The sequence below is a fragment of the Sphingobacteriaceae bacterium GW460-11-11-14-LB5 genome (assembly GCA_002151545.1).
Taxonomy (GTDB): Bacteria; Bacteroidota; Bacteroidia; order Sphingobacteriales; family Sphingobacteriaceae; genus Pedobacter.
On record CP021237.1, the window covers coordinates 2069757 to 2092386 of the forward strand.

Annotated in this window: 11 protein-coding genes; 10 read left to right on the forward strand and 1 reads right to left on the reverse strand. The window is 39.4% G+C overall.

Annotated features, from left to right (window positions below):
- The first annotated feature begins 132 nt into the window (after positions 1–132).
- The 7 genes from CA265_08360 (at position 133) to CA265_08390 (ending at position 15373) form a co-directional block, all read left to right on the forward strand.
- The gene (locus tag CA265_08360) at positions 133–2868 is read left to right on the forward strand and encodes a hypothetical protein (GenBank protein ID ARS39661.1); all 2736 of its coding nucleotides are present in this window, start codon (positions 133–135) and stop codon (positions 2866–2868) included.
- Complete coding sequence (locus CA265_08365; protein ID ARS39662.1) at positions 2868–4421, forward strand: glycoside hydrolase; 1554 nt, start codon at positions 2868–2870, stop codon at positions 4419–4421. Before CA265_08360 ends, CA265_08365 begins: the two co-directional genes overlap by 1 nt.
- 258 nt (positions 4422–4679) lie before the next feature.
- Positions 4680–6257 (forward strand): polygalacturonase, encoded by a 1578-nt coding sequence (locus CA265_08370; protein ID ARS39663.1) that lies wholly within the window; start codon positions 4680–4682, stop codon positions 6255–6257.
- A 1-nt stretch (position 6258) separates the two neighbouring features.
- The gene (locus tag CA265_08375; protein ARS39664.1) at positions 6259–9075 is read left to right on the forward strand and encodes an alpha-L-fucosidase; all 2817 of its coding nucleotides are present in this window, start codon (positions 6259–6261) and stop codon (positions 9073–9075) included.
- A 120-nt stretch (positions 9076–9195) separates the two neighbouring features.
- On the forward strand, positions 9196–12720 hold the full coding sequence (locus CA265_08380; protein ARS39665.1) for a glycoside hydrolase family 2: 3525 nt from the start codon (positions 9196–9198) through the stop codon (positions 12718–12720).
- 98 nt (positions 12721–12818) lie between these two features.
- The gene (locus CA265_08385) at positions 12819–14387 is read left to right on the forward strand and encodes a sodium:solute symporter (protein ID ARS39666.1); all 1569 of its coding nucleotides are present in this window, start codon (positions 12819–12821) and stop codon (positions 14385–14387) included.
- A 53-nt stretch (positions 14388–14440) separates the two neighbouring features.
- Complete coding sequence (locus CA265_08390; protein ARS39667.1) at positions 14441–15373, forward strand: dihydrodipicolinate synthase family protein; 933 nt, start codon at positions 14441–14443, stop codon at positions 15371–15373.
- A 173-nt stretch (positions 15374–15546) separates the two neighbouring features.
- Here CA265_08390 and CA265_08395 read toward each other — a convergent pair whose 3' ends face one another.
- Complete coding sequence (locus CA265_08395; GenBank protein ID ARS39668.1) at positions 15547–16416, reverse strand: AraC family transcriptional regulator; 870 nt, start codon at positions 16414–16416, stop codon at positions 15547–15549.
- 224 nt (positions 16417–16640) lie between these two features.
- Between CA265_08395 and CA265_08400 the strand changes: the two genes are divergently transcribed.
- From CA265_08400 to CA265_08410, 3 genes are all read left to right on the forward strand, one after another.
- A complete protein-coding gene (locus tag CA265_08400) occupies positions 16641–18278 on the forward strand; it encodes a fucose isomerase (GenBank protein ARS39669.1) in 1638 nt (545 codons plus the stop codon).
- Positions 18279–18290: 12 nt separating this feature from the next.
- A complete protein-coding gene (locus tag CA265_08405) occupies positions 18291–18959 on the forward strand; it encodes a hypothetical protein (GenBank protein ARS39670.1) in 669 nt (222 codons plus the stop codon).
- A 508-nt stretch (positions 18960–19467) separates the two neighbouring features.
- Entirely contained in the window at positions 19468–22623 is a 3156-nt protein-coding gene (locus CA265_08410; protein ID ARS39671.1) for a SusC/RagA family TonB-linked outer membrane protein, read from the forward strand.
- Positions 22624–22630: the final 7 nt, after the last annotated feature.

Sequence of the window (22630 nt, forward strand, 5' to 3'; positions counted from 1 at the left end):
ACCTTGCATAAATTTTACAAAGACAATCAGTATTATTACTTATATTTGAATATTATCTTTATATTTAAATATAATATTAACCAAATATTACATAAAAACCTAGCAATAGTTTTTGTTATTAGAGCCTGTTGAATGAGAAATTTTCTGATTTTTATTTCCTGTTATTTTTTATCCATATCATTTTCAAATGCCAGTGTTCGGGCACCGAAAACAATTGTAATTTCCAGCGAAGATCACGTGCGTGTGCGTTTTGGAGCCGAAAAGCTCTCAAAAGCTTTAGCCAAGTTGAATTATTCAACCAAAATCGAACTAAAGGATAAACTTACAACTACGAACAATATCATTGCCGTTGGTGTATTTTCAGATAAACTTTTTGCCAATAATCTTCCGGCAGAAATTAAAAATAAAATCTCCCTTACCCAAAAAGAAGGTTTTCATATCTATAGTGGAAAAAATGGGGTGCTTTATATTATAGGTAACGATGCATCCGGTGCATTATATGGTTGTGTCGAACTGGCCGATCAGATCAACAGCACAGGTAAATTGCCCACGCAGTTAACCTTTTCCGATCAGCCTGAAATGGTGTTAAGAGGTACCTGCATTGGTTTGCAAAAACCTGATTACTTACCCGGACATGATGTTTACGAATATCCCTACACACCGGAAACTTTCCCCTGGCTTTACGATAAAGCTTTGTGGATTAAGTATCTCGACATGATGGTTGAAAACCGCTACAATTCGCTTTATTTATGGAACGGACATCCTTTTTCGTCGCTGTTGCGCTTAAAAGATTATCCCTATGCCGTGGAGGTAGACGATGCTACTTTAAAAAAGAATGAAGAAATTTTTCAGTTTTTAACCAAAGAAGCTGATAAACGCGGCATATGGGTAATCCAGATGTTTTACAATATCATTATTCCAAAACCTTTTGCAGATAAACATGGCTTAAAAACACAAGATAGAAACCGGCCCATTATTCCTTTAATTGCCGATTATACCCGTAAATCGATTGCTTCATTTGTAGAGAAATATCCGAATGTAGGTTTAATGGTGGCCTTAGGTGAAGCGATGGAAGGTGTCGGTCAGGATGATATTGATTGGTTTACCAAAACGATTATCCCAGGGGTAAAAGATGGATTAAAAGCGGCTGGCATTAAAGAAGAACCTCCGATTGTATTGCGGGCACACGATACCGATGCACCAAGTGTAATGAAAGCGGCGTTACCTTTTTACAAAAACCTGTATACTGAAAATAAGTTTAATGGCGAGGCCTTAACCACTTATACGCCACGTGGCGCCTGGGCCGATTTAAACCGGAAGTTAGCAGCTATTGGTACGGTTAATATTTCCAACGTACATATTTTAGCGAATCTAGAACCATTTCGGTATGGTTCGGCCGATTTTATCCAGAAATCAGTTCAGGCGATGAACAAAATTTATGGCGCAAAAGGTTTGCATTTATATCCTCAGGCCAGTTACTGGGATTGGCCTTATTCGGCCGATGAAGTAAAAGGCAGGTTGTTGGAAGTAGACCGCGATTGGATCTGGTACAAAGAGTGGGCAAGATATTCGTGGAACTCACAAAGAAACCGCAGTCAGGAAATAGATTATTGGGGCAAAGAACTGGCTAGCAAATACGGAGCTAATTTAACTAGTGGTAAAGCCATTCTGAATGCCTACGAAGAATCAGGCGAAATATCACCTAAACTGTTGCGCAGATATGGTATTACCGATGGCAACAGGCAAACATTAACCTTAGGCATGTTGATGACGCAGCTGATTAACCCGTTCCGTTATGGATTGTTTACTTTGATGTATGAATCAGAAGCTCCTGAAGGAGAGATGATTATCGAGTATGCCGAAAAAGAATGGAAGAAACAGGGGCATATTGGCGAAACACCCGTTCAGGTGTCGCGCGAAGTGGTAGAGCATGGTAAAAAAGCCATCCAATCGATTAATGAGGCTGCACCGAATGTAAGCAAAGATACTGCAGAATTTAAGCGACTTAAAAACGATATCTATTGTTATGATGAAATGGCTAATTTTTACGCTGAAAAAGTGAAAGCAGCCCTTTGGATATTGAGGTATAAATATTCAAATCAGGTAGCTGATTTGGAGCAGGCATTACCTTTTCTTCAAAAAAGTGTAGATCATTATGCTAAACTCGTTAAACGCACAGAACACAGTTACCTGTACGCCAATAGCATGCAAACCAAACAACGAAAAATCCCGATGCGTGGTGTAGATAAAACTTTTATCCACTGGAAAGAGATGTTACCTGTTTTTACCAAAGAACTTAATCATTTCAAACGCAGTATCGATTCTCTAAAATCAATAAAACAGGGAACAGTTGCAGCCATTGTGCCTTATAAAGCTGCTGAGGTTAAAGTTTTAAACGAAACAGAAAGTTATGTGATTGCTAAAGATGCACAGCTTTTCGCAGATACTGCGGTTAAAATTAAAGAAGTTGCCGCACAATTGTTAGGTTTAAAGGGGATCAAACTTGCGAAAGAAAAACAAATTAAAACCGGTACAGAAATTAAATTCAGTACCAAAACACCTGTAAAATTGCTGATAGGCTTTTTTAATCAGAAAGATCCTCAATATCTTGCTCCTCCACAGTTGGAAACAGATGCCAGTGCCAATAATTATGGTCAATCTGAAATCAAGATATCGAACGCATTAGTACCTTATGGCTTTCCTCCGGTAAATGTTCATGCTTATTCTTTCCCGGCAGGTACACACACATTAAACCTGGGTAAAGGAGCCTGCCTGGTTTTAGGTTTTATTGATGATAAACAGGAACTGCGCATTTTTAATGCGGGTTTAGATGGTAGAGGAAAAGATATAGATTGGTTATTTGAATAATGAAACATACAAGAAATTTTATAACAACAGTTGTATTGTCGCTAATGGCAATCACAGGTTTTGCGCAGCAGAAATCAATTCTGGGGACTGAGAAACTGAAGAAATATGTCACCTATTTCAATTCTATAGACACAGAAGCGGTTAAAAACTATATACCCAATGCAGATGCCTTTTCCTGGTTAGCGGAACAGGCACCATTATTCGAATGCCCTGATTCGGTTTTAGAGCAAAACTATTACTACCGCTGGTGGACTTATCGCAAACACCTGGTTAAAACACCTGAAGGTTTTATCTTCACCGAGTTTATCGAACCCGTTAAGCATGCCGGAAAATATAATTCCATCAGCTGTGCCTTAGGTCACCATATTTACGAAGGCAGATGGTTAAAGGACAATGCTTATCTAAAAGATTATATCAAATTCTGGCTTTACCATGCCGATGTGGGTCAAACCAAACAACGTTTTCATCAATTTAGCAGCTGGGTAGATGATGCCGTTTATCAGAATTATTTGGTGCAACCGGATCAGGGATTTTTGAAGGAGATTTTGCCTGCATTAGATAAAGATTACAGCAAATGGGAATCGGAAAGACAGCTTAAAAACGGCCTTTTCTGGCAGCATGATGTTAAGGATGGCATGGAAGAATCGATCAGCGGATCACGAAAAGACCAGAACCAACGGCCAACCATAAACAGTTATATGTATGGCAATGCGATGGCTCTGGATAAAATTGCCACGCTTTTAGGTGATGGAATGCTTGCTGGTAAGTATAAAAATAAAGCAGTAGTCTTGAAAAAATTAGTACAGGACAGTTTATGGAATGTTTCTTCTTCGTTTTTTGAAACCAGAAAAGCCAAAGGCGGTTCAGCTGATGTGAGGGAAGCCATCGGTTTTACACCATGGGAATTTAACCTGCCGGATGATCAGTCAAAATATGCAAAAGCCTGGGACCAGCTGCTCGATACTGCCGGATTTAAAGCACCCTGGGGATTAACCACCGCCGAAAGAAGAAACCCAACATTTAGAACCAGGGGTACAGGACATAGCTGTGAATGGGATGGTGCACTTTGGCCTTTTGCCAGCTCGCAAACTTTAAAAGGATTGGCCAATCTGTTGACCAACTATAAAAAACACGGTAAAATGAATGCCGAAGTTTTTTACAAGGAACTGCATCAGTACGCGGCTTCTCACGTTAAAAATGGCAAACCTTATCTGGGTGAATACCAGGATGAGAAAACAGGAGAGTGGTTAAAGGGCGATAATCCGAGAAGCAGTTTTTATAATCACTCCACTTTTAATGATTTAATTATCAATGATTTGGTTGGTATAAAGCCACGTCAGGATAATGTGCTTGAAATTTCTCCATTAATCCCTAAAAATCAGTGGGATTGGTTTATGTTAGATCAAGTTTCATATCACCATAAAACACTGACTATATTGTGGGATAAAACCGGAAAAAAATACAATAGAGGTAAAGGATTATTGGTGTTTGTGGATGGCAAAGAGATTTACAAAGGCAAAGATTTGAAACCTTTAAAGGTGCAGATGAATTAGTGAAATACCTTGGTCTGTGTCCTCACAGACCAAAGTAAAAATTGATTAATGGGCGATGAAATCGCCGTTCTCACGCATCCTCGTTACAAACGAGGACGATGTGGAGATGAATTAGTAATCCGTCATTGCGAACCGAAGCGCTTGGATGAGGGTGGTGTGAAGCAATCTATTTTGCTTCATAGTTAGAAAGATTGCTTTCCCGAAATTTCGGGACTGGCTATGCCTCGCAAGGACGGTAAAATAATAAAGTATAACCAAATGAAATACATGCTCAAAACCTTAATTTTTGTACTTGCAATTTGTAGTGGAATAACCGCTAAAGCCCAGTCTTATTACAACGTAATTAAATATGGTGCAAAAAACGATAGCAGCAAACTGGCTACTACCGCTATCAAAAATGCGATAGAAGCTGCATCCAAAGCTGGGGGTGGGACAGTTTATTTCCCTGCCGGAAAATACCTAACGGGAGCCATACATTTAAAAAGCAACATCACCATCTTAATTGATGCCGGAGCTGAATTACATTTCAGCGATAATTTTGATGATTATTTGCCGATGGTAAAAAGTCGTTACGAAGGGGTTGATGTAACCAGTTTTTCACCCTTGTTTTATGCCTATAAAGTAGAAAATATCTCGATTATCGGCAGGGGAATGATCGATGGTCATGGTAAAAAATGGTGGGATTTTGTAGAAGGTTATAAAGAGGGACAAGCCCGATCGAAATGGCAAACTATTTTTGACGGTTTAAATAAGGATATTCTTTTGCCTGACGATCCCAAACAAATGAAACGAGGTTTTCTTCGTCCGCCGTTTATACAACCCATGTTCTGTAAAAATGTGTTGATTGATGGAATCACGATCCGTAATTCACCATTCTGGACGGTAAATCCTGAATTCTGCGAAAATGTTAAGGTTCATGCGGTTACCATCAACAACCCGCACTCGCCAAATACGGATGGCATCAACCCGGAGTCTTGCAAAAATGTACACATTTCAGATTGCCACATCAGCGTGGGCGACGATTGCATCACCATTAAATCAGGCAAAGACGCGCCAGGAAGAAAAATGGCTGTTCCAGCAGAAAATTATGTCATTACCAATTGTACCATGTTATCAGGTCATGGCGGTGTGGTGATTGGTAGCGAAATGTCGGGTGATGTACGCAAAATTGCCATTTCCAATTGTATTTTCGATGGAACAGAGCGAGGCATCCGCATTAAAACCGCACGCGGCAGGGGCGGTGTGGTAGAAGATATCAGGGTGAGTAACATCATCATGAAAAATATTACCGATCAGGCTATTGTATTGGATATGCAATATGCAAAAACCAATGTCGAAGCCGTTTCAGCGCGTACACCGATTTTTAGAAATATTCATTTTAGCAATATTACAGGACAGGTTAACCAGGCAGCTTATTTAAATGGTTTAGAAGAAATGCCTATCGATAATATTACCTTCAACGACATTAATATGGATGCTAAAACTGGCTTTTCTATCCAAAATTCCAGTAATATTGAGTTTCATAATGTAACGGTAAATACAGAACTAGGAGCCTCATTAAAGGCTTTAAAAGTGAATAATTTAATTGTTGATGGTTTAAAAAGTAATAAACCTCATGCTAATGCAGCAATAGTCGATCTTACAAATGTATCAGACTTGTTTCTGTATAATGCTTTTCCGACGAAAGAAACGGTTACTTATTTGAAATTAAACGGAGCCGAAACTAAAAATATATTCCTGGGAAACAATAATTTTAGGCGGGTGAAGGAGGCGGTTAAAAAAGAGAAGGAAGTGAGTAGTAACATCGAAATTATTTCGGGAGATAAAGGACAATAATATGAAGTTTAAACTTTTATTAAGTACATCATTTTTATTATTAACTGCTCATTTTAGCAGTATTGCACAAGAAAACAACCATACTTTATGGTATACTAAAGCTGCCCAAAAGTGGACTGATGCCTTGCCCATCGGAAATGGCAGACTGGGCGCTATGATTTTTGCAGGAACAGCTGTTGATCATATCCAATTTAACGAGGAAACTTTATGGACAGGCAAGCCAAGGGATTATAACCGGAAAGACGCCTATCAATATCTTCCAGAGATCAGAAAGTTACTTTTTGAAGGAAAACAGGCCGCCGCTGAAGCCCTGGCTCAAGAACATTTTATGGGCTTGCAAAGCAGTTCAGGTGACAGAAAAGTTTGGGTAAATACAATGAAAACCGGAAAAGGTATCCAGGGAAATCCAGCACTTGCAAGCTTTGACGATAAAAGCTGGAAAACCATAAAAGTACCTGCTTACGAAGGATGGGAAACTGTAGGTTTAGCCAATTTAGACGGTGCCGTTTGGTTCAGAACTACTTTCGATGCACCCGAAAACTGGGCAGGAAAAGATCTAGTTCTCGATCTTAACCGCATCCGTGATCAGGATTTTACTTATATAAATGGTGAATTGGTTGGCAATACCGATAATACGGAGCCAAGAAAGTACACCATACCTGCAAAACTGATTAAAAAAGGTAAAAATGTAATTGCCATACAGGTACTTAATTATTTTGATAAAGGTGGATTAGCAGGCTATAAAGACACCTCAAAAAAGATCGGGATTTACCCTGTGGGCACGACTATAAATGAGGGTGTTTCGCTTGTTAAAGAATGGAAATATAAAATTCAGGATGAAAACCCACCAGCCGTTCCGCAATACCAGGCAAGTTATCAGCCATTTGGCGATTTGAACTTATATTTCAAGCAAACCAAATCGATTGTTACCAATTACAAACGGTCTTTGGATATCAGTACGGCGATTGCTAAAACCACTTATACTTTAAATGGTGTAAATTATCAGCGTGAGTATTTTGCAAGTCAACCGAATCAGGCTGTAGTAATCCATTTAACGGCTGATCGAAAAGCTTCTATAAGCTTCGATGCCGAACTTTCCAGTCCACACCGAAAATCATCGGTAAAAGCTTTAGGCAACAACATAATTGCATTAACGGTTCAGGTTAAAGATGGCGCATTGAAGGGCGAGAACCGGTTAACCGCGCTTGTCAAAAATGGCTCATTAAAGATTCTGAATGGTAAAATCAGCATCAGTCAGGCCGATGAAGTAACACTTTATTTAACAGGTGGAACCAATTTTATCAATGCACAAGATGTGTCCGGAAATCCGGCAACCGCAAATATTAAGGCGCTAAGTGGTTTGAAAGGTAAACCGTATGCCGAAATCAGGCAGCAGCACATTAAAGAATATCAAAGCTATTACAACACTTTTAGTGTCAATTTTGGCCGCTCAGAGAATGAAAACCTTCCTACAGACGAAAGGTTAGCAAAATTTGCAACCGCTAACGATCCTGCTTTTGCAGCCTTATACATGCAATATGGACGGTATTTGTTGATTTCAAGTTCTCGCCCGGGTACACAACCGGCTAACCTGCAGGGAATCTGGAACGATTTGTTAACTCCGCCATGGGGAAGCAAGTACACGACCAATATTAACCTCGAAATGAATTATTGGCCGACAGAAATTCTCAATTTATCGGCATTAAACGAACCACTATTTAGCAAAATCAAAGGATTATCTAAAACCGGTGCTGAAACGGCAAAAGCATATTACAACGCCCGTGGCTGGGTTTTACACCACAACACCGATTTATGGAATGGAACAGCGCCCATCAATGCTTCTAATCATGGGATTTGGATGAGTGGCGGCGCCTGGTTAAGTCAGCACTTATGGGAGCATTACCAATTTAGTAAAGATCGTAAGTTTCTCGAAACCGAAGCCTATCCTTTAATGAAACAGGCAGCCTTGTTTTTCGAAGATTTTCTGGTGAAAGACCCAAAAACAGGCTGGTTAATCAGTACGCCATCCAATTCACCGGAAAATGGTGGTTTGGTAGCTGGTCCGACAATGGATCACCAGATCATTAGGTCGCTGTTTAAAAATTGTATAACTGCATCAGAAGTACTTAATATCGATGCAGATTTTAGAAAATCGCTAACGGAGAAAGTCAAACAGCTGGCACCAAATCAGGTAGGTAAATATGGTCAGTTGCAAGAATGGCTGGAGGATAAAGACGATACGACCAACAAACACCGCCATGTTTCGCATCTATGGGGTGTTTACCCTGGAAACGACATTACCTGGGATAGCAATGAAAAAATAATGCAGGCCGCGAAACAGTCTTTATTGTATCGCGGAGATGATGCTACCGGCTGGAGTCTGGCCTGGAAGATCAATTTCTGGGCACGATTTAAAGATGGCGACCACGCGATGAAATTGGTGAAAATGCTGATGAAGCCGGCTAATAATGGCGCAGGTTCTTATGTAAACCTTTTTGATGCGCATCCACCTTTCCAGATTGATGGAAACTTTGGCGGCGCAGCCGGAATTGCGGAAATGATCGTGCAAAGTCACCAGGGTTATTTAGATATTTTACCGGCATTACCAACGGCTATTCCTCATGGTGAAATGAAGGGACTCCTTGCCAGAGGTGGTTTTGAACTGGATTTAAACTGGGATAAGGGATTACTAACCTCATTAACCATAAAATCTAAAGTGGGTGGGGCTTGTAAAATCCGTTACAAAAACCATAACATCAATATCGAAACAAAAGCAGGCGAAAGCTATAATTTAAATGGAGCCCTGAAATCGCAATAAAATATGAACAACAAAATCGTCATTGCGAGAAGGAACGACAGCCTGCCCCGACTTTTCGGGGAAGCAATCTCCCTTAGAAGAGACTTGTTAAAAGTTAATTTTTTTAATGTTTTTTGCTGCATGGGCCTTGGTTCGTGTCGCCACGAACCAAAAAGAATTCAATTTAAACAGTTGCTTTTACTACTGTTATGCATCATCAATTTTTATGGAGTGAGTTCGCTTTATGCACAAAACCAAACCAGGAAAGACATTTTATTAAATTCAAACTGGCTCAGTATCGCCAACGAAAAAAACAGCGATGCTTTTGAGGGCTTTCAATTAGCCAGCTATAAAACCCTTGACTGGAAAAAAGTAAATGTTCCGCATAACTGGGATCAGTACGAAGGTTACCAACGGAAATTCCATGGCAATAAACATGGTTATGCCTGGTACCGCAAAACATTTAAAACCAATGAAAGTAAACAAGGAAAACGGTTTTTTCTATACTTTGAAGGTGTTGGTTCTTACGCAACGGTTTGGTTAAACGGTAAAAAAGTTGGTTATCATGCGGGCGGCAGAACAACTTTTACATTGGATGTAACTGCTGCAATTAAACTGAATAACCAAGAAAATACATTAGCTGTTCGGGCCGATCACCCTGCAAATATCCAGGATTTACCCTGGGTTGATGGCGGTTGTTCAACTGAACGAGGTTTTTCAGAAGGTTCGCAACCGATGGGTATTTTCCGTCCGGTTCATTTAATGGTAACCAACGAGCTTCATGTTGAACCCTTTGGTGTGCACATTTGGAACGATAATAAAATTTCAGAAAAGGCTGCGATTTTGAATCTGAGTACCACAGTTAAAAATTATAGCTTAAGGTCTAAAAATGTTTCCATAATCAACAGATTACTAGATCAAAGTGGGAAGCCGGTTAAAGAATTAAAGAAAACAACAACTGTTCCTGCTGGTAAAGAAATTCAGATCGATCAGCAGACTGATAAAATCGCTAATCCTAAACTTTGGTCATTAGAAAATCCATATCTCTATACTTTACAAACTACGGTAGTGGAGAACGGGAAAATTGTCGATGAACTGAAAACACCTTATGGTATCCGCTGGATTAGCTGGCCTATTGGTGATCAGGTTGCTCAGAAACAGTTTCTTTTAAATGGAAAACCTGTTTTCATTAACGGGATTGCAGAATATGAGCATTTAATTGGTCAGAGCCACGCTTTTAGTAACGAGCAGATCAGCTCGAGGGTTCGACAAATTAAAGCAGCAGGTTTTAATGCCTTCCGGGATGCACATCAACCACACAATTTATTGTATTCTGATTATTGGGATAAGGAAGGGATTTTATGCTGGACGCAGATGGCCGCACATATCTGGTACGATACGCCGGAATTCCGGAAGAATTTTAAATCACTTCTAACAGACTGGGTAAAAGAACGCAGGAACAGTCCGGCGGTAGTATTATGGGGTTTAGAAAACGAAAGTACTTTACCCGAAGATTTCGCGAAGGAATGTACCGAGTTGATTCGGAAATTAGATCCTACAGCTTCATCACAAAGAAAAGTAACCACCTGTAACGGCGGAAAAGGCACGGATTGGGATGTTCCCCAAAACTGGACCGGTACCTATGGCGGTAATCCTTTAACTTATGGCGAAGATTTACAACGTCAGGTTTTGGTTGGTGAATATGGTGCGTGGAGAACCATCGATCTTCATCACACAGATGCGAATGGTAAAGGTTACACGGAGAACAAAATGACCGATTTAATGGAAACTAAGGTGCGCCTGGCCGAATCGGTAAAGGATAAAACCGCAGGTCACTTTTTCTGGCTATACAGTTCACATGATAATCCGGGAAGGGTGCAGGGAGGAGAAGGATTGAGAGATCTCGATCGGGTAGGCCCTGTAAATTACAAAGGCATGTTTACGCCCTGGGAAGAACCTACAGATGTATTTTATATGTTCAGGGCAAATTATGCACCGAAACAAACTGAACCTATGGTGTACATTGTTTCGCATACCTGGCCAAACCGCTGGACGAAACCCGGCATTAAAGACAGTGTGGTGGTGTATTCCAATTGTGATGAAGTAGAGCTTTTTAACGATGTAAACGGTCAATCTTTAGGCCGAAGGAAACGTGATGTTATAGGCACACATTTCCAGTGGAACAAACCAGATATCCAATATAATATATTGTATGCCGTGGGTTATGTAAATGGGAAAGCTGTGGCCAAAGATCAAGTGGTATTACAGAATCTGCCTGAAAGTCCAAATTTTAATGTTTTAATTAAGGATAAACAATTAACAACTCCCGCTCAGGGCTATAATGATGTGTATCGCGTAAACTGTGGTGGTGGCGATTATACAGATGCCAACGGGCGTAAATGGTCGGCTGATAGGAATTTAACTTCACAGCATAATTTTGGCTCTACCTCATGGACAACAGATTTTAAGGATATTCCTGCTTTTTTTGCCAGTCAACGCCGCACCTTTCAACCCATTGCCGGTACCAAAGACTGGAAGCTTTTACAGACTTTCAGATATGGCAGAGATCAGTTGAAATATCATTTCCCGCTGCCTGACGGAGAATACCTGGTCGAACTTTATTTTATCGAGCCCTGGCTGGGTATAGGCGGAGGTTTTGATGCCAAAGCCATGCGCTTATTTGATGTGGCCTTTAACGGTAAAACTGTAATTAAAGATTTAGACATCTGGAAGGAAGCCGGAAGCAACTCTCTGTTGAAGAAAACAATCAAAACGACGGTTAAAGGTGGCTTTCTGGATATTAATTTCCCCGAAGTAAAAGCTGGTCAGGCGGTGATTTCAGCTATTGCCATTGCCAGTTTAAATCCAAATATTCATGCTGCACCGCCTAGTCAATCGCTTTTAACCAAAATCAAAAATGCGGAACTAAACAGCTGGCTGGATATTGGGGATGAACAGTTTAAAAATGAAAATTCGACCTTTACCGATCTGCCTTCTAATTTATATGGTGCAGAATGGTTAAAAGCATCACGGGCGCAGGAAAGTATCGAATTCACCGCTACGGATAGTGTCGACGCATTTATTGCTTTGACGATAAACAGCAGCATTCCCCAGGGATTCGAAGACACCAGGACCTCAATAAAAAACAGTAGGGATGAAAGCTTTAATCTCTATCGGAAAAGACTCCTTCCTAACGAAAGGATTATCTTCGATAATAGAACAGCCACTGTTTTTGTATTACCTGTTACGCATTTACAACCCGCATACGATTTAAAAACGACGACTTCCTATAAAGCGACAGATGGTATTTTGGCCGGTAAAGAAGTAATAAAAGCCATATTGATGGATAAACAGCGTGTTGTTTTTAATGCTGCTAATCAAGGTAGTTTAAGCTGGAAAATTTCAGTGGGCGTGGCCGATACCTATTCGTTAACCATCAAATACCATAATCCATCGGAGCAGCTTTTAAAAGGAAAACTGGAATTCTCCTCAGCTGACGGAACAGTGATGAAAACAGAAAGTGTTGAATTTGCACCAACCAAAGCGGGTAAATGGAACTACCTGAGCACCAATACCGGAAGCATGATTAATGCCGGAACTTATCAACTCAGATTGATTGCTACTGATGCTAAAGGCCTTGCAGTTGATGCTTTAGATGTTCAATAAGATAAGATGGTACAATATGTGGCCAAAATCTTATATTAATGTTGATATTTAGTCATGCATATTTGTTTTAACCAAATTAATAAACGAGCCAACAAAGAATGAAAGGACTTCCTGTAGTCGATCTTGCAATAATCTTCATTTATCTTGTTGGAATGATATTAGTTGGGGTTTATTTTTCGAGGAAAAATAAAAATTCCGAGCAATTTACAAAAGCTTCGGGCCTGATTCCCGGATGGGCGATAGGTTTATCTATTTATGCAACCTTTTTAAGCAGTAATACTTTTTTAGGCGTGCCGGGCAAGGCTTTCGGGAGCAATTGGAATGCATTTGTATTCAGCATTTCGATGCCTTTGGCAGCCTGGATCGCTTCGAAATACTTTGTTCCTTTTTACCGGAATACAGGCGAAATATCGGCCTATACCCATTTAGAAAAACGTTTTGGTGCATGGGCAAGGGTATATGCAGTAGTATGTTTCCTGTTAACACAGCTGGCCAGGATGGGATCGATATTTTTTGGAATTGCCCTGAGTTTGCAAGCACTTACCGGCTATTCGATGCAGATGATTATGATCGTAATGGGCATATGTATCATCGTTTATACCGTTTTAGGAGGAATTGAAGCGGTAATATGGACGGAAGTGGTACAGGCTGTCGTAAAAACTTTTGGCGCATTGCTTATTCTGTATTTAATTATTTCGAATATGCCGGGAGGGGTTTCGAAAATTGTGGAGATCGGGCAATCGGCCAATAAATTTAGTTTAGGTAGTTTTAAGCTGGATTTTGTTGGATCATCTTTTTGGGTGGTCTTGCTCTATGGATTTTTCATCAACCTGAACAATTTTGGGATGGACCAGAATTATATCCAGCGTTACCATACGGCATCCTCAAGTAAGGCAGCTTCAAAATCAATCTGGTTGTGCGTGTGGTTATATATTCCGGCATCATTGCTCTTTTTTATTATAGGATCTTGCTTGTATGCTTATTACGAAATTAATCCGGACCTGGTGCAGTCGATCAAACATCAGGTAGCGCTGGAGCGTTTGCCCTTACATGCCTCAGCTGCAGAAATATTAAAAGTGCAAAATGCCTTACAGCCGGCAGATTATGGGGATAAAATTATGCCGCACTTTATGGTCACTAAAATTCCAATTGGTTTGGTGGGGTTAATTGTATCGGCTATTTTATCGGCGGCCATGAGTACCATCAGTTCGGGAATGAATGCCTCAGCAACAGTGTTTTCGGTGGATATTTATAAACGGTATTTCAAACCGGGCATAACCGAAAAACAAAATTTATCACTGTTACATTTAGCCACCGTTGGCTTTGGTTTACTGGGTATGATTGCTGGCATAGCCATGATTGGCGTAAAAAGTATTTTAGATGTTTGGTGGGAATTATCAGGGATTTTTGCAGCAGGAATGCTGGGTTTATTTCTTCTGGGTATCATCAGTAGGCAAACTAAAAACCACGAAGCCATCACCGCAACAATAATCGGCATTGCCGTAATCATATGGATGACATTTTCTTCGCTTCTTCCTCCAGAATATGAAGTTTTTAGAAATCCATTGCATAAAAATATGATTATTGTGATCGGCACTTTAACTATTTTTTTAGCAGGACTTTTCCTGACGAAAATTAAAAACAAAAAGACTAAAACAGCCAATTAAACCCTTCTGGTTTTTCAGGCACTATAAAGAACAATTTACCATATCAGATTATAATGGAAAACTCACAAAAAGGGTTCATCCCGGTTATGCTTACGCCTTTTTTAAGCAACGGAAATATAGATTATCCCGCTCTTACTCAGCTTACTGAAATTTATTTACAGGCAGGATCATCGGGTTTATTTGCCAATTGTTTGTCGAGCGAAATGTTCGAATTGAGTGGTAAAGAGCGGATTCAGGCCATTAAACATGTGATAAAAGTGGTAGATGGGGCAGTGCCGGTAGTGGCTACCGGAACATTTGGCGGGGAAATAAGTAAACAGGCCGATTTTGTAAAAGAAGTAAGCGATGCAGGGGTAGAGGCTGTGATTGCCATTACCAGTTTGTTAGCTGATGAAAGTGAATCGGATGAGGTTTTTAATGATCGTGTTTTTGATCTGCTTCATCAAACGGATAAAATTCCCCTTGGATTTTATGAATGTCCGGTTCCCTATAAAAGAGTATTAAAACCGCAACAATTAGCCGATTTTGTGGCTACTGATCGCGTAATTTACCACAAAGATACCTGCCTTGACCTCGGGCAGATTAAAGAAAAACTTAAACTGACAGCAGGCAAGACTTTTGGGCTTTACGATGCCTATATCGTACATGCAGTAGAATCGTTAAAAGCGGGAGCTTCAGGTTTATCCTGCATTCAGGGGAATTATTTTCCGGAACTGATTGTCTGGCTTTGCGACCATTATAATGATGAAACTTTTAAAGATGAAGTGCAGGTGGTACAGCAGTTTTTAATCGACAATATGGATGTGATGCATAATGTGTATCCGGTAGTATCGAAATATTTCCTGCAAAAACGTGGTCTTAATATTTCGACCTTTACGCGCCGAAATGTAGGTTCCTTTACGCCAAGTGTAGTTAAAGAAGTAGAAACTTTGTTTGATGATTATACTTCGCTGCGCAATAATTTAAATATTAAGGTATTTATATAGTGGCGTAATCGTCATTTCGACCGAAGTGGAGAAATCTTTGTAAATAGATCTCTCCATTTCGCTGCGCTACAGTCGAGATGACGATAAATTATGTTCATTTCGTCACCTGAACTTGTTTAAGGATCTATTTTGCCAGACCTTATAGGTTTCAAGAACCTATAAGGTCTTGAAACCTAATTCAAATACTTTCTTTTATAATCCAAAGGTGTCATCCCTGTAACTTTTTTAAAGTGCCGGTAGAAATTAGATACGTTATTAAAACCACAATCAAAACAGATCATTTCGGTAGGCAGCTTGTTTTCAATTAAAAAACGACAAGCATGACTTACCCGAATCTCAATCAGAAAATCATAAAAGGTTTTCTTCGTCATCAGTTTAAAATACCTGCAGAAAGAAGTCACGCTTAAATTACTCAGCGATGCCACTTCTTCCAGTGTGATATCCTTTTTATAATTACTCAAGGTATAATTACAGATTTTATTAATGCGCAGTGTTTCAGACTCGTTGCTTTGGTAAAATGTATTTTTACTGGTTACAATAGTCGAATATTCATCTGTTTCGGCTAATGTTTTTAAAATAGAAAGCAGAATAATAATCCTGTCCAGATTTGTAGCATCAACCGCTGCCCGCATTAAATCAACCAGTTTATCTTTAGCTTTTCCCTTAATTACCATCCCGCTTTTAGCCTTTTCAAATAATTTAGGTATTAAATAAGCTTCGGGTAAAGTAAGCATATATTTCCCCAGGCAATCAGGCAGGAAATGAATCACCATGGCTTCGGTGGTAAGATCAGGGTTGTTTTGAAAATATTCATCTTTACAGCGCCAGGTATGTGGTAAGTTCTCTCCTAAAAGTACCATCTCATCTGGTACAAAATTACTGATGTTATCACCGATAAAACGAACACCTTCACCCTTGATTACATAATGCAATTCCAGCTCGGGATGGTAATGCCAGATATTCCCAAAATCAGGTTTAATATCATGACGGATACTAAAGGAACTTTGTAAAGTAATCGGAACTTTATGAAAATGAGGTTTCATGTTACTGATAAATATTTGGTTAGGACTGTGTTATCATATTTTGTAAATGGTACCACAGCGTGCTAAAGTTAACGAGTTTAATGATAACATCCTATATTAATTTGATAAAAACCATCAGAAAATAGTGTTTTTCATTGTTGAGTTTTGTATATAGCCGTAAAGGCATAACCCAAATATAAGCTAACAAATTATTTTTATATAAATTATTTGTTTATTAATAAATTATGAGACAAGGCAAACAAGGAGAAATTCTACTGGTTTCGAGCGGCGATTTACGGCTTTCGGCGAATCAAAACTGCTGGGCTGCCCAAGTTGAAATGGAGCGAAAATTAACTTTGGCTATCGAACAATTTGGCTGTAAAGTTAAACGTGCTCATCCTTATCATTCAACAAAAAAACATGGCTTTATCGATTCGCAAAGAATGGGAATGGATATCTTTAGAAATATTAATCCCGACCAGCCTTTAATTGTTGCAGAAAGTGTTTGGCAATACTCTCATCACGTATTAGCAGGGCTTAGCACGCATCGCGGACCGATATTAACAGTAGCCAACTGGAGCGGTCAATGGCCGGGTTTGGTAGGTATGTTAAATCTAAATGGTTGTTTAACCAAAGCGTCTATTCCTTACAGCACTTTATGGAGCGAAGATTTTACGGATGATTTTTTTACAGAGGGACTGCAACAGTGGTTATCAACGGGTAAAATCAGTTACGATCAGGGTCATGTAAAGAGTTTTGCACTCAGTAAAATTCCATTGAGCGATGATAAGATAGGAAGAACTTTTGCGAAAAGTTTAAAAGAGCGAAAAGTGATCATGGGCGTGTTTGATGAGGGCTGCATGGGTATGTACAATGCTATCATTCCCGACGAACTCTTGCACAAAACCGGTTTTTTTAAAGAACGATTGAGTCAGTCGGCATTATATGCTGATATGCTAGAGGTTAAGCAAGCCGAAGCTGAAGCCGTTTTAGACTGGCTTTTACAAAAAGGAATGACTTTCAACTGGGGAACTGATGAAGAAACCCAGCTAACAAAAAGGCAAACACTTGAACAATGCAAAATGTATATTGCGGCCTTAAGGATAGCTGATGATTTTAGCTGCGATACCATTGGGATTCAATATCAGCAGGGATTAAAAGATTTAACTGTCGCCAGCGATTTAGTAGAGGGTTTATTAAATAATGAAGACCGCCCGCCTGTATTTTCTGTTGACGGTAAAGAACTTTATGCCAAACGGGCTTTACCGCATTTTAACGAGGTAGACGAATGTGCCGGTTTAGATGCTTTGGTAACCTATAATCTTTGGAAAGAACTGGGAATGACCGGAGAAAACACACTTCACGATATCCGTTGGGGCGAATATTACAAAAATGAAGAGGTAGATGGTTTTGTTTGGTTATTTTTAATCTCCGGAGCAGCACCACCTGCACATTTTATTGATGGTTATACCGGAGCAAGCAGCGACAGACAGCCGGCCATGTATTTCCGTTTAGGCGGGGGATCGTTAAAAGGCGTTAGTAAACCAGGCTTTATTGTATGGAGCCGTGTATATATAATAAATAATGAAATACATTGCGATTTAGGTGTTGGAGAAGTAGTAGCTTTACCTGAAGCCGAAACCAAAAGGAGGTGGGAGGGCACCACTCCGGAATGGCCAATTATGCATGCCATTTTAAAAGGAGTTAGCCGCGATCAGTTAATGGCCAGGCATAAAGCCAACCACATTCAGGTGGTTTATACCAACTACGAAGCAGGAGCACACGAAGCTTGCCGGATTAAAGCCGCTGCCTTAGATGAGCTCGGTTTAAAAGTACATTTCTGTGGAGATGTAAACCTGACAAAAAAAAGAAATTCAATTTAAAATAATAAAAACATGAAATCATCAATTTTAGCTTTGCTGTTAACCTGCTTAAGTGTTACCGCAATTTTTGCCCAGAACAATGCAGTTGCCGATAAGGAAACTTATACTAAAATGATTACGGAGCGCTCAGCTAAAATTGTGGCCAATCTGGGCATTAGCGATGCGAAGAAAACAGAAAAGACAACGGTCATCATCAGGGATCAGTACAGCAATTTAAATGATATCTATGCTGCACGCGATGCCCGTGTTAAAGCCATCAAAGAGAAAAATAAAGACAATAAAGTAGTGCGCGATTCGGCACTTGCTAAAGATGCCCGCCTTGTAGAAACTTCGCTGGCTAAACTCCATAAAAAATACATTAGCAAACTTTCTGCACAACTGACTAATGAGCAGGTTGATTTAGTGAAAAACGGCATGACCTACAATGTACTGCCGATTACTTATAAAGCCTATCAGGAACAGATTTTAACTTTAACGGAAGACCAGAAAAAACAAATCCTAATCTGGTTAACCGAAGCAAGGGAACATGCCATGGATGCAGAATCATCAGATAAAAAACATGCCTGGTTTGGTAAATATAAAGGCAGAATAAACAATTACCTGTCGGCTGCCGGATACGATTTAAAGCAGGAAGGAATAGAGTGGGAGAAGCGCAGAAAAGCAAAAGCACAAGCAAATTAGTGATGCTGATGGAGCGTGTTTAAACGCTCCATTATTTTTTTTATTTTTTTATTCAAGAATATTTCATTTATATATGAATTTATACTTATATTGTAGTATGAATAAAATTACTAAATAGCTTATACCGAGATGGTTATTTTTGTCCTGGTAAGATGATACAATAACTGTTTGAATTTAGCTCGAAAAATGGATTTTATTTCACTATTACAAAGTTAAAATATACTTTCTAACCAATAATTTTTAATCAAAAAAAGAGAAATATGAGTCGCCACAAAGACAATTAAGGTGAGATAGATTTTTAAGTTAACGCTATCTAATTCTTTTGCCTAACTAGCAAGCTGTAAAAAGCAAACAAAAAACAAACCCATCCTTAACCGGAAACACTATTGATAAACTGTAGAAAGCAATTGCGATTACAGCTTATATATGCTAAATGAAATTAATCGTGCACGAGGCCTGGTTAATTTCAGATTAGATGTATTAGTAAAAAACTAACCAAATAACGAATATGAACTCAAAATTTTTACGAAAAACCTCATGGGTTTTAGTGCTCATGCTAATCACATGTACCGCTGTTTTTGCCCAACAAAAGCAGATCACCGGTAAAGTGGTCGACAAAAAAGACGGGCAGCCCCTTCCCGGTGTAACTGTTGGGATACGTGGTAAAACCAATAATGTAAGCACCAACGATAAAGGGGAGTTTGCATTGATCGCTGATCCTTCAACTGATGTACTGGTTTTTTCCTTCATTGGCTATATCAGACAGACCATTCCTTTAGCAGGAAAAACTAACATCACTGTAAACTTTGCAGAAGATAACACCGCATTAGATGATGTGGTGGTGATTGGTTACGGAACCAAGAAAAAATCAGAAATCCTGGGTGCGGTAGCAACCATTAGTGGTGCTGAAATTCAAGATGTTCCTGCACCTAACTTAGCAGGTGCATTACGAAATAGAATTGCGGGTGTTGGTGTGAGTCAATCGTCAGGTCGACCAGGTTCGCCAATTACTTTAAACATTAGAAATTCTACCACCACAACTGCCGCGGCGGGTACCACAGATGAGCCACTTTATGTTGTAGATAATATTACCGTAACAAGAGAAGCTTTCGATAATATAGATGCTTCTATGATTGAGAATTTAACCTTCTTAAAGGATGCTTCTGCTGCAATTTATGGTGCTGCCGGTGCTAAAGGGGTTATTTTGGTTACGACAAAAAAAGGCAGAATTGGCAAGCCAAGCATCACTTACAATGGTTATCTGGGCATTTCAGATGCGATCAAGGTGCCAAAAATGTTATCTGGATATGAGCATGCCTTATTATTAAATGATACATTTCGTTCTCAGGGTGCTGCAGCATCCGATTACTTCGCTCCGGAAGATTTAGAGTATATCAAAACGCTGGATTATAAAAGCTGGTATGATGAAGTATGGCAGGCGGCTACCACACAAAGACATAATATTGGTATTTCTGGTGGCAGTGATAAAATCACCTTTTTCGCAGGTGGAAGTTACCAGGGTGAAAATGGAAATTATGCTGGAATGAAGTTCAATAAATATTCATTCAGAAGTGGTGTAGTAGCAACTGTTGCAAACGGTTTAAAAGCGGATGTGAATTTTAACGTTGATTATGGCACGAAAGAACTACACCATAATGCCCAGGATAATGATGCTGCCTTTTTTGAAAGACTGATAACAGTTCCAAGATGGGTTCCAATTAGCATCGATGGAAAATTTGTTAATTACAATGTTAACGGAGTAAATTCTGCTAATATAAATCCATTAGCCATTTCTGAATCTGGTTATTACAATAATGGTTCAAATAAATCATACCGCATTAACGCCTCGTTAACTTACGAACCAACCTTTCTAAAAGGACTTGTCATTCGCGGGCAGGTTTCGCAATCAAGTGGATCTTCGAAGAATACCCAATATGTACCACCTTTCACGCTGTACAATTTTGTAAAAAGGGGGAATAACCAGGAATTGTTCACCAATCAGTTACCTACTGCTACTTCACCTACTTTTCAGCCAACCAGTGCAGCAAATTCTACTTTCACACCTGGTTTGACGGATAACAATAGCTATCAGTTTTTTCTAACACTGCAATACAATAAAACCATTGCGAAACACACTTTTAGTGTTTTAGCTGGTGCCGAGCAAAGTGAGGGTAATACACAAAATTCAGCTGTTCGTTATACCAATCAGTTAATACCGGGTGTAGATCAATTTTTTGCTTATGATATCAATACTTTAGTCGCATCAAACTTGGATCAAACAGCGGTTTCCAAACGCTCTGGTTTTGCCCGCTTTAGTTATGATTTTGATAAGAGATACCTGATTGAGGGTATTGCCCGTATTGATGCGTCATCTAACTTCGCTTTAGGGAATCGTTGGGGTGTATCGCCAAATATTGGAATTGGATGGGTGGTGAGTCAGGAAAAGTTCTTTAAAAACAGTAGTGCCCTTAGCTTCATTAATTTTCTGAAATTAAAAGCAAATGTTGGTATTACGGGAGACGACAGGGTTGGCGTTCGTTTATGGCAGGATAGATTCCAGATTGATGTAACCAATGGATATATTTATGGAACTTCGAATGGGAATAGTTTGAACCGTTCCCGTCTGGCTAATCCTGAAATCACCTGGGAGAAAAAAAGAACCATTAATGTGGGTTTAGAAACTTCAATGTTTAACAATAAATTAGATATTAGTATCGAAGCCTTCCAAAACTATACTTATGATGGTTTCGAACTGGGTGCAAATAATCAATATCCACTATATTTCGGTACACAGGCACAGGTATTAAACTACAGACAGCTTTATAACTGGGGTTCTGAATTTAGCATTGGCTATAAAGCAAAACTTGCAACAGACTGGAATCTTAGTGCAAGCATGAATTTCTCTTATGGTAACTCCGTTACAGACAGGATCTTGTATACACCAGGATTTTTGATTAACAATACCCTTCCTAACTTACAATTGTTCGGTACAGACCCACGCAAGTACAATAGTGGCAATTATGGTTTAACCAACCTGGGCATGTTCAGAACGCAGGGCGAAGTTGATGCCTGGATGGCGAAATATCCTAACTATAGGATTTATGATAGAATTCCACAACCTGGGTGGTTGTATTATGAAGATACCAATGCTGATGGTGTAATCTCTGACAGCGATTTATCGCCTTTGTATAACAATACGAATGCGTTCTTTTCTTCTGGTATTTCATTAAACCTGACTTACAAAAACTTCAGTTTAAACACGAATATCAATGCAAGATTTGGTGGTAAAATTTTCTACGATAGCAGGGCAAGAACAGCACCATCAAAAACCAGAAATACCTTGTCTATCTGGACAGATCGCTGGACATTAGAAAATCCAATGGAAGGTAAATATCCTAGGTTTGATGATCCTTCGTTAGGAATAAACTCTGATTTCTGGGCAGTTGACGGAACGATGATCCGGATCAATACCATGACTTTGAGTTATAAAGCACCTACTGCTTTTGCAAATAAATTAGGGATCGGCGGAGCCCGTATCCTACTAACCGGAAATAATCTTTGGACCATTGTAAATCCGCTGCCTTATAAAGATCCATACACTTCAAGTGCATGGGATTATCCAATGTTGAGGACGATATCTTTAGGATTAAGTGTTAACCTATAATTTTTTG

Excerpts from the sequence above, each read along its gene's own strand:
- CA265_08360 (ARS39661.1), top strand. The coding sequence starts at position 133 with ATGAGAAATTTTCTGATTTTTATTTCCTGTTATTTTTTATCCATATCA.
- CA265_08400 (ARS39669.1), top strand. The coding sequence starts at position 16,641 with ATGAGACAAGGCAAACAAGGAGAAATTCTACTGGTTTCGAGCGGCGAT.
- CA265_08405 (ARS39670.1), top strand. The coding sequence starts at position 18,291 with ATGAAATCATCAATTTTAGCTTTGCTGTTAACCTGCTTAAGTGTTACC.
- CA265_08395 (ARS39668.1), bottom strand. The coding sequence starts at position 16,416 with ATGAAACCTCATTTTCATAAAGTTCCGATTACTTTACAAAGTTCCTTT.
- CA265_08365 (ARS39662.1), top strand. The coding sequence starts at position 2,868 with ATGAAACATACAAGAAATTTTATAACAACAGTTGTATTGTCGCTAATG.
- CA265_08370 (ARS39663.1), top strand. The coding sequence starts at position 4,680 with ATGAAATACATGCTCAAAACCTTAATTTTTGTACTTGCAATTTGTAGT.
- CA265_08375 (ARS39664.1), top strand. The coding sequence starts at position 6,259 with ATGAAGTTTAAACTTTTATTAAGTACATCATTTTTATTATTAACTGCT.
- CA265_08380 (ARS39665.1), top strand. The coding sequence starts at position 9,196 with ATGGGCCTTGGTTCGTGTCGCCACGAACCAAAAAGAATTCAATTTAAA.
- CA265_08385 (ARS39666.1), top strand. The coding sequence starts at position 12,819 with ATGAAAGGACTTCCTGTAGTCGATCTTGCAATAATCTTCATTTATCTT.
- CA265_08410 (ARS39671.1), top strand. The coding sequence starts at position 19,468 with ATGAACTCAAAATTTTTACGAAAAACCTCATGGGTTTTAGTGCTCATG.
- CA265_08390 (ARS39667.1), top strand. The coding sequence starts at position 14,441 with ATGGAAAACTCACAAAAAGGGTTCATCCCGGTTATGCTTACGCCTTTT.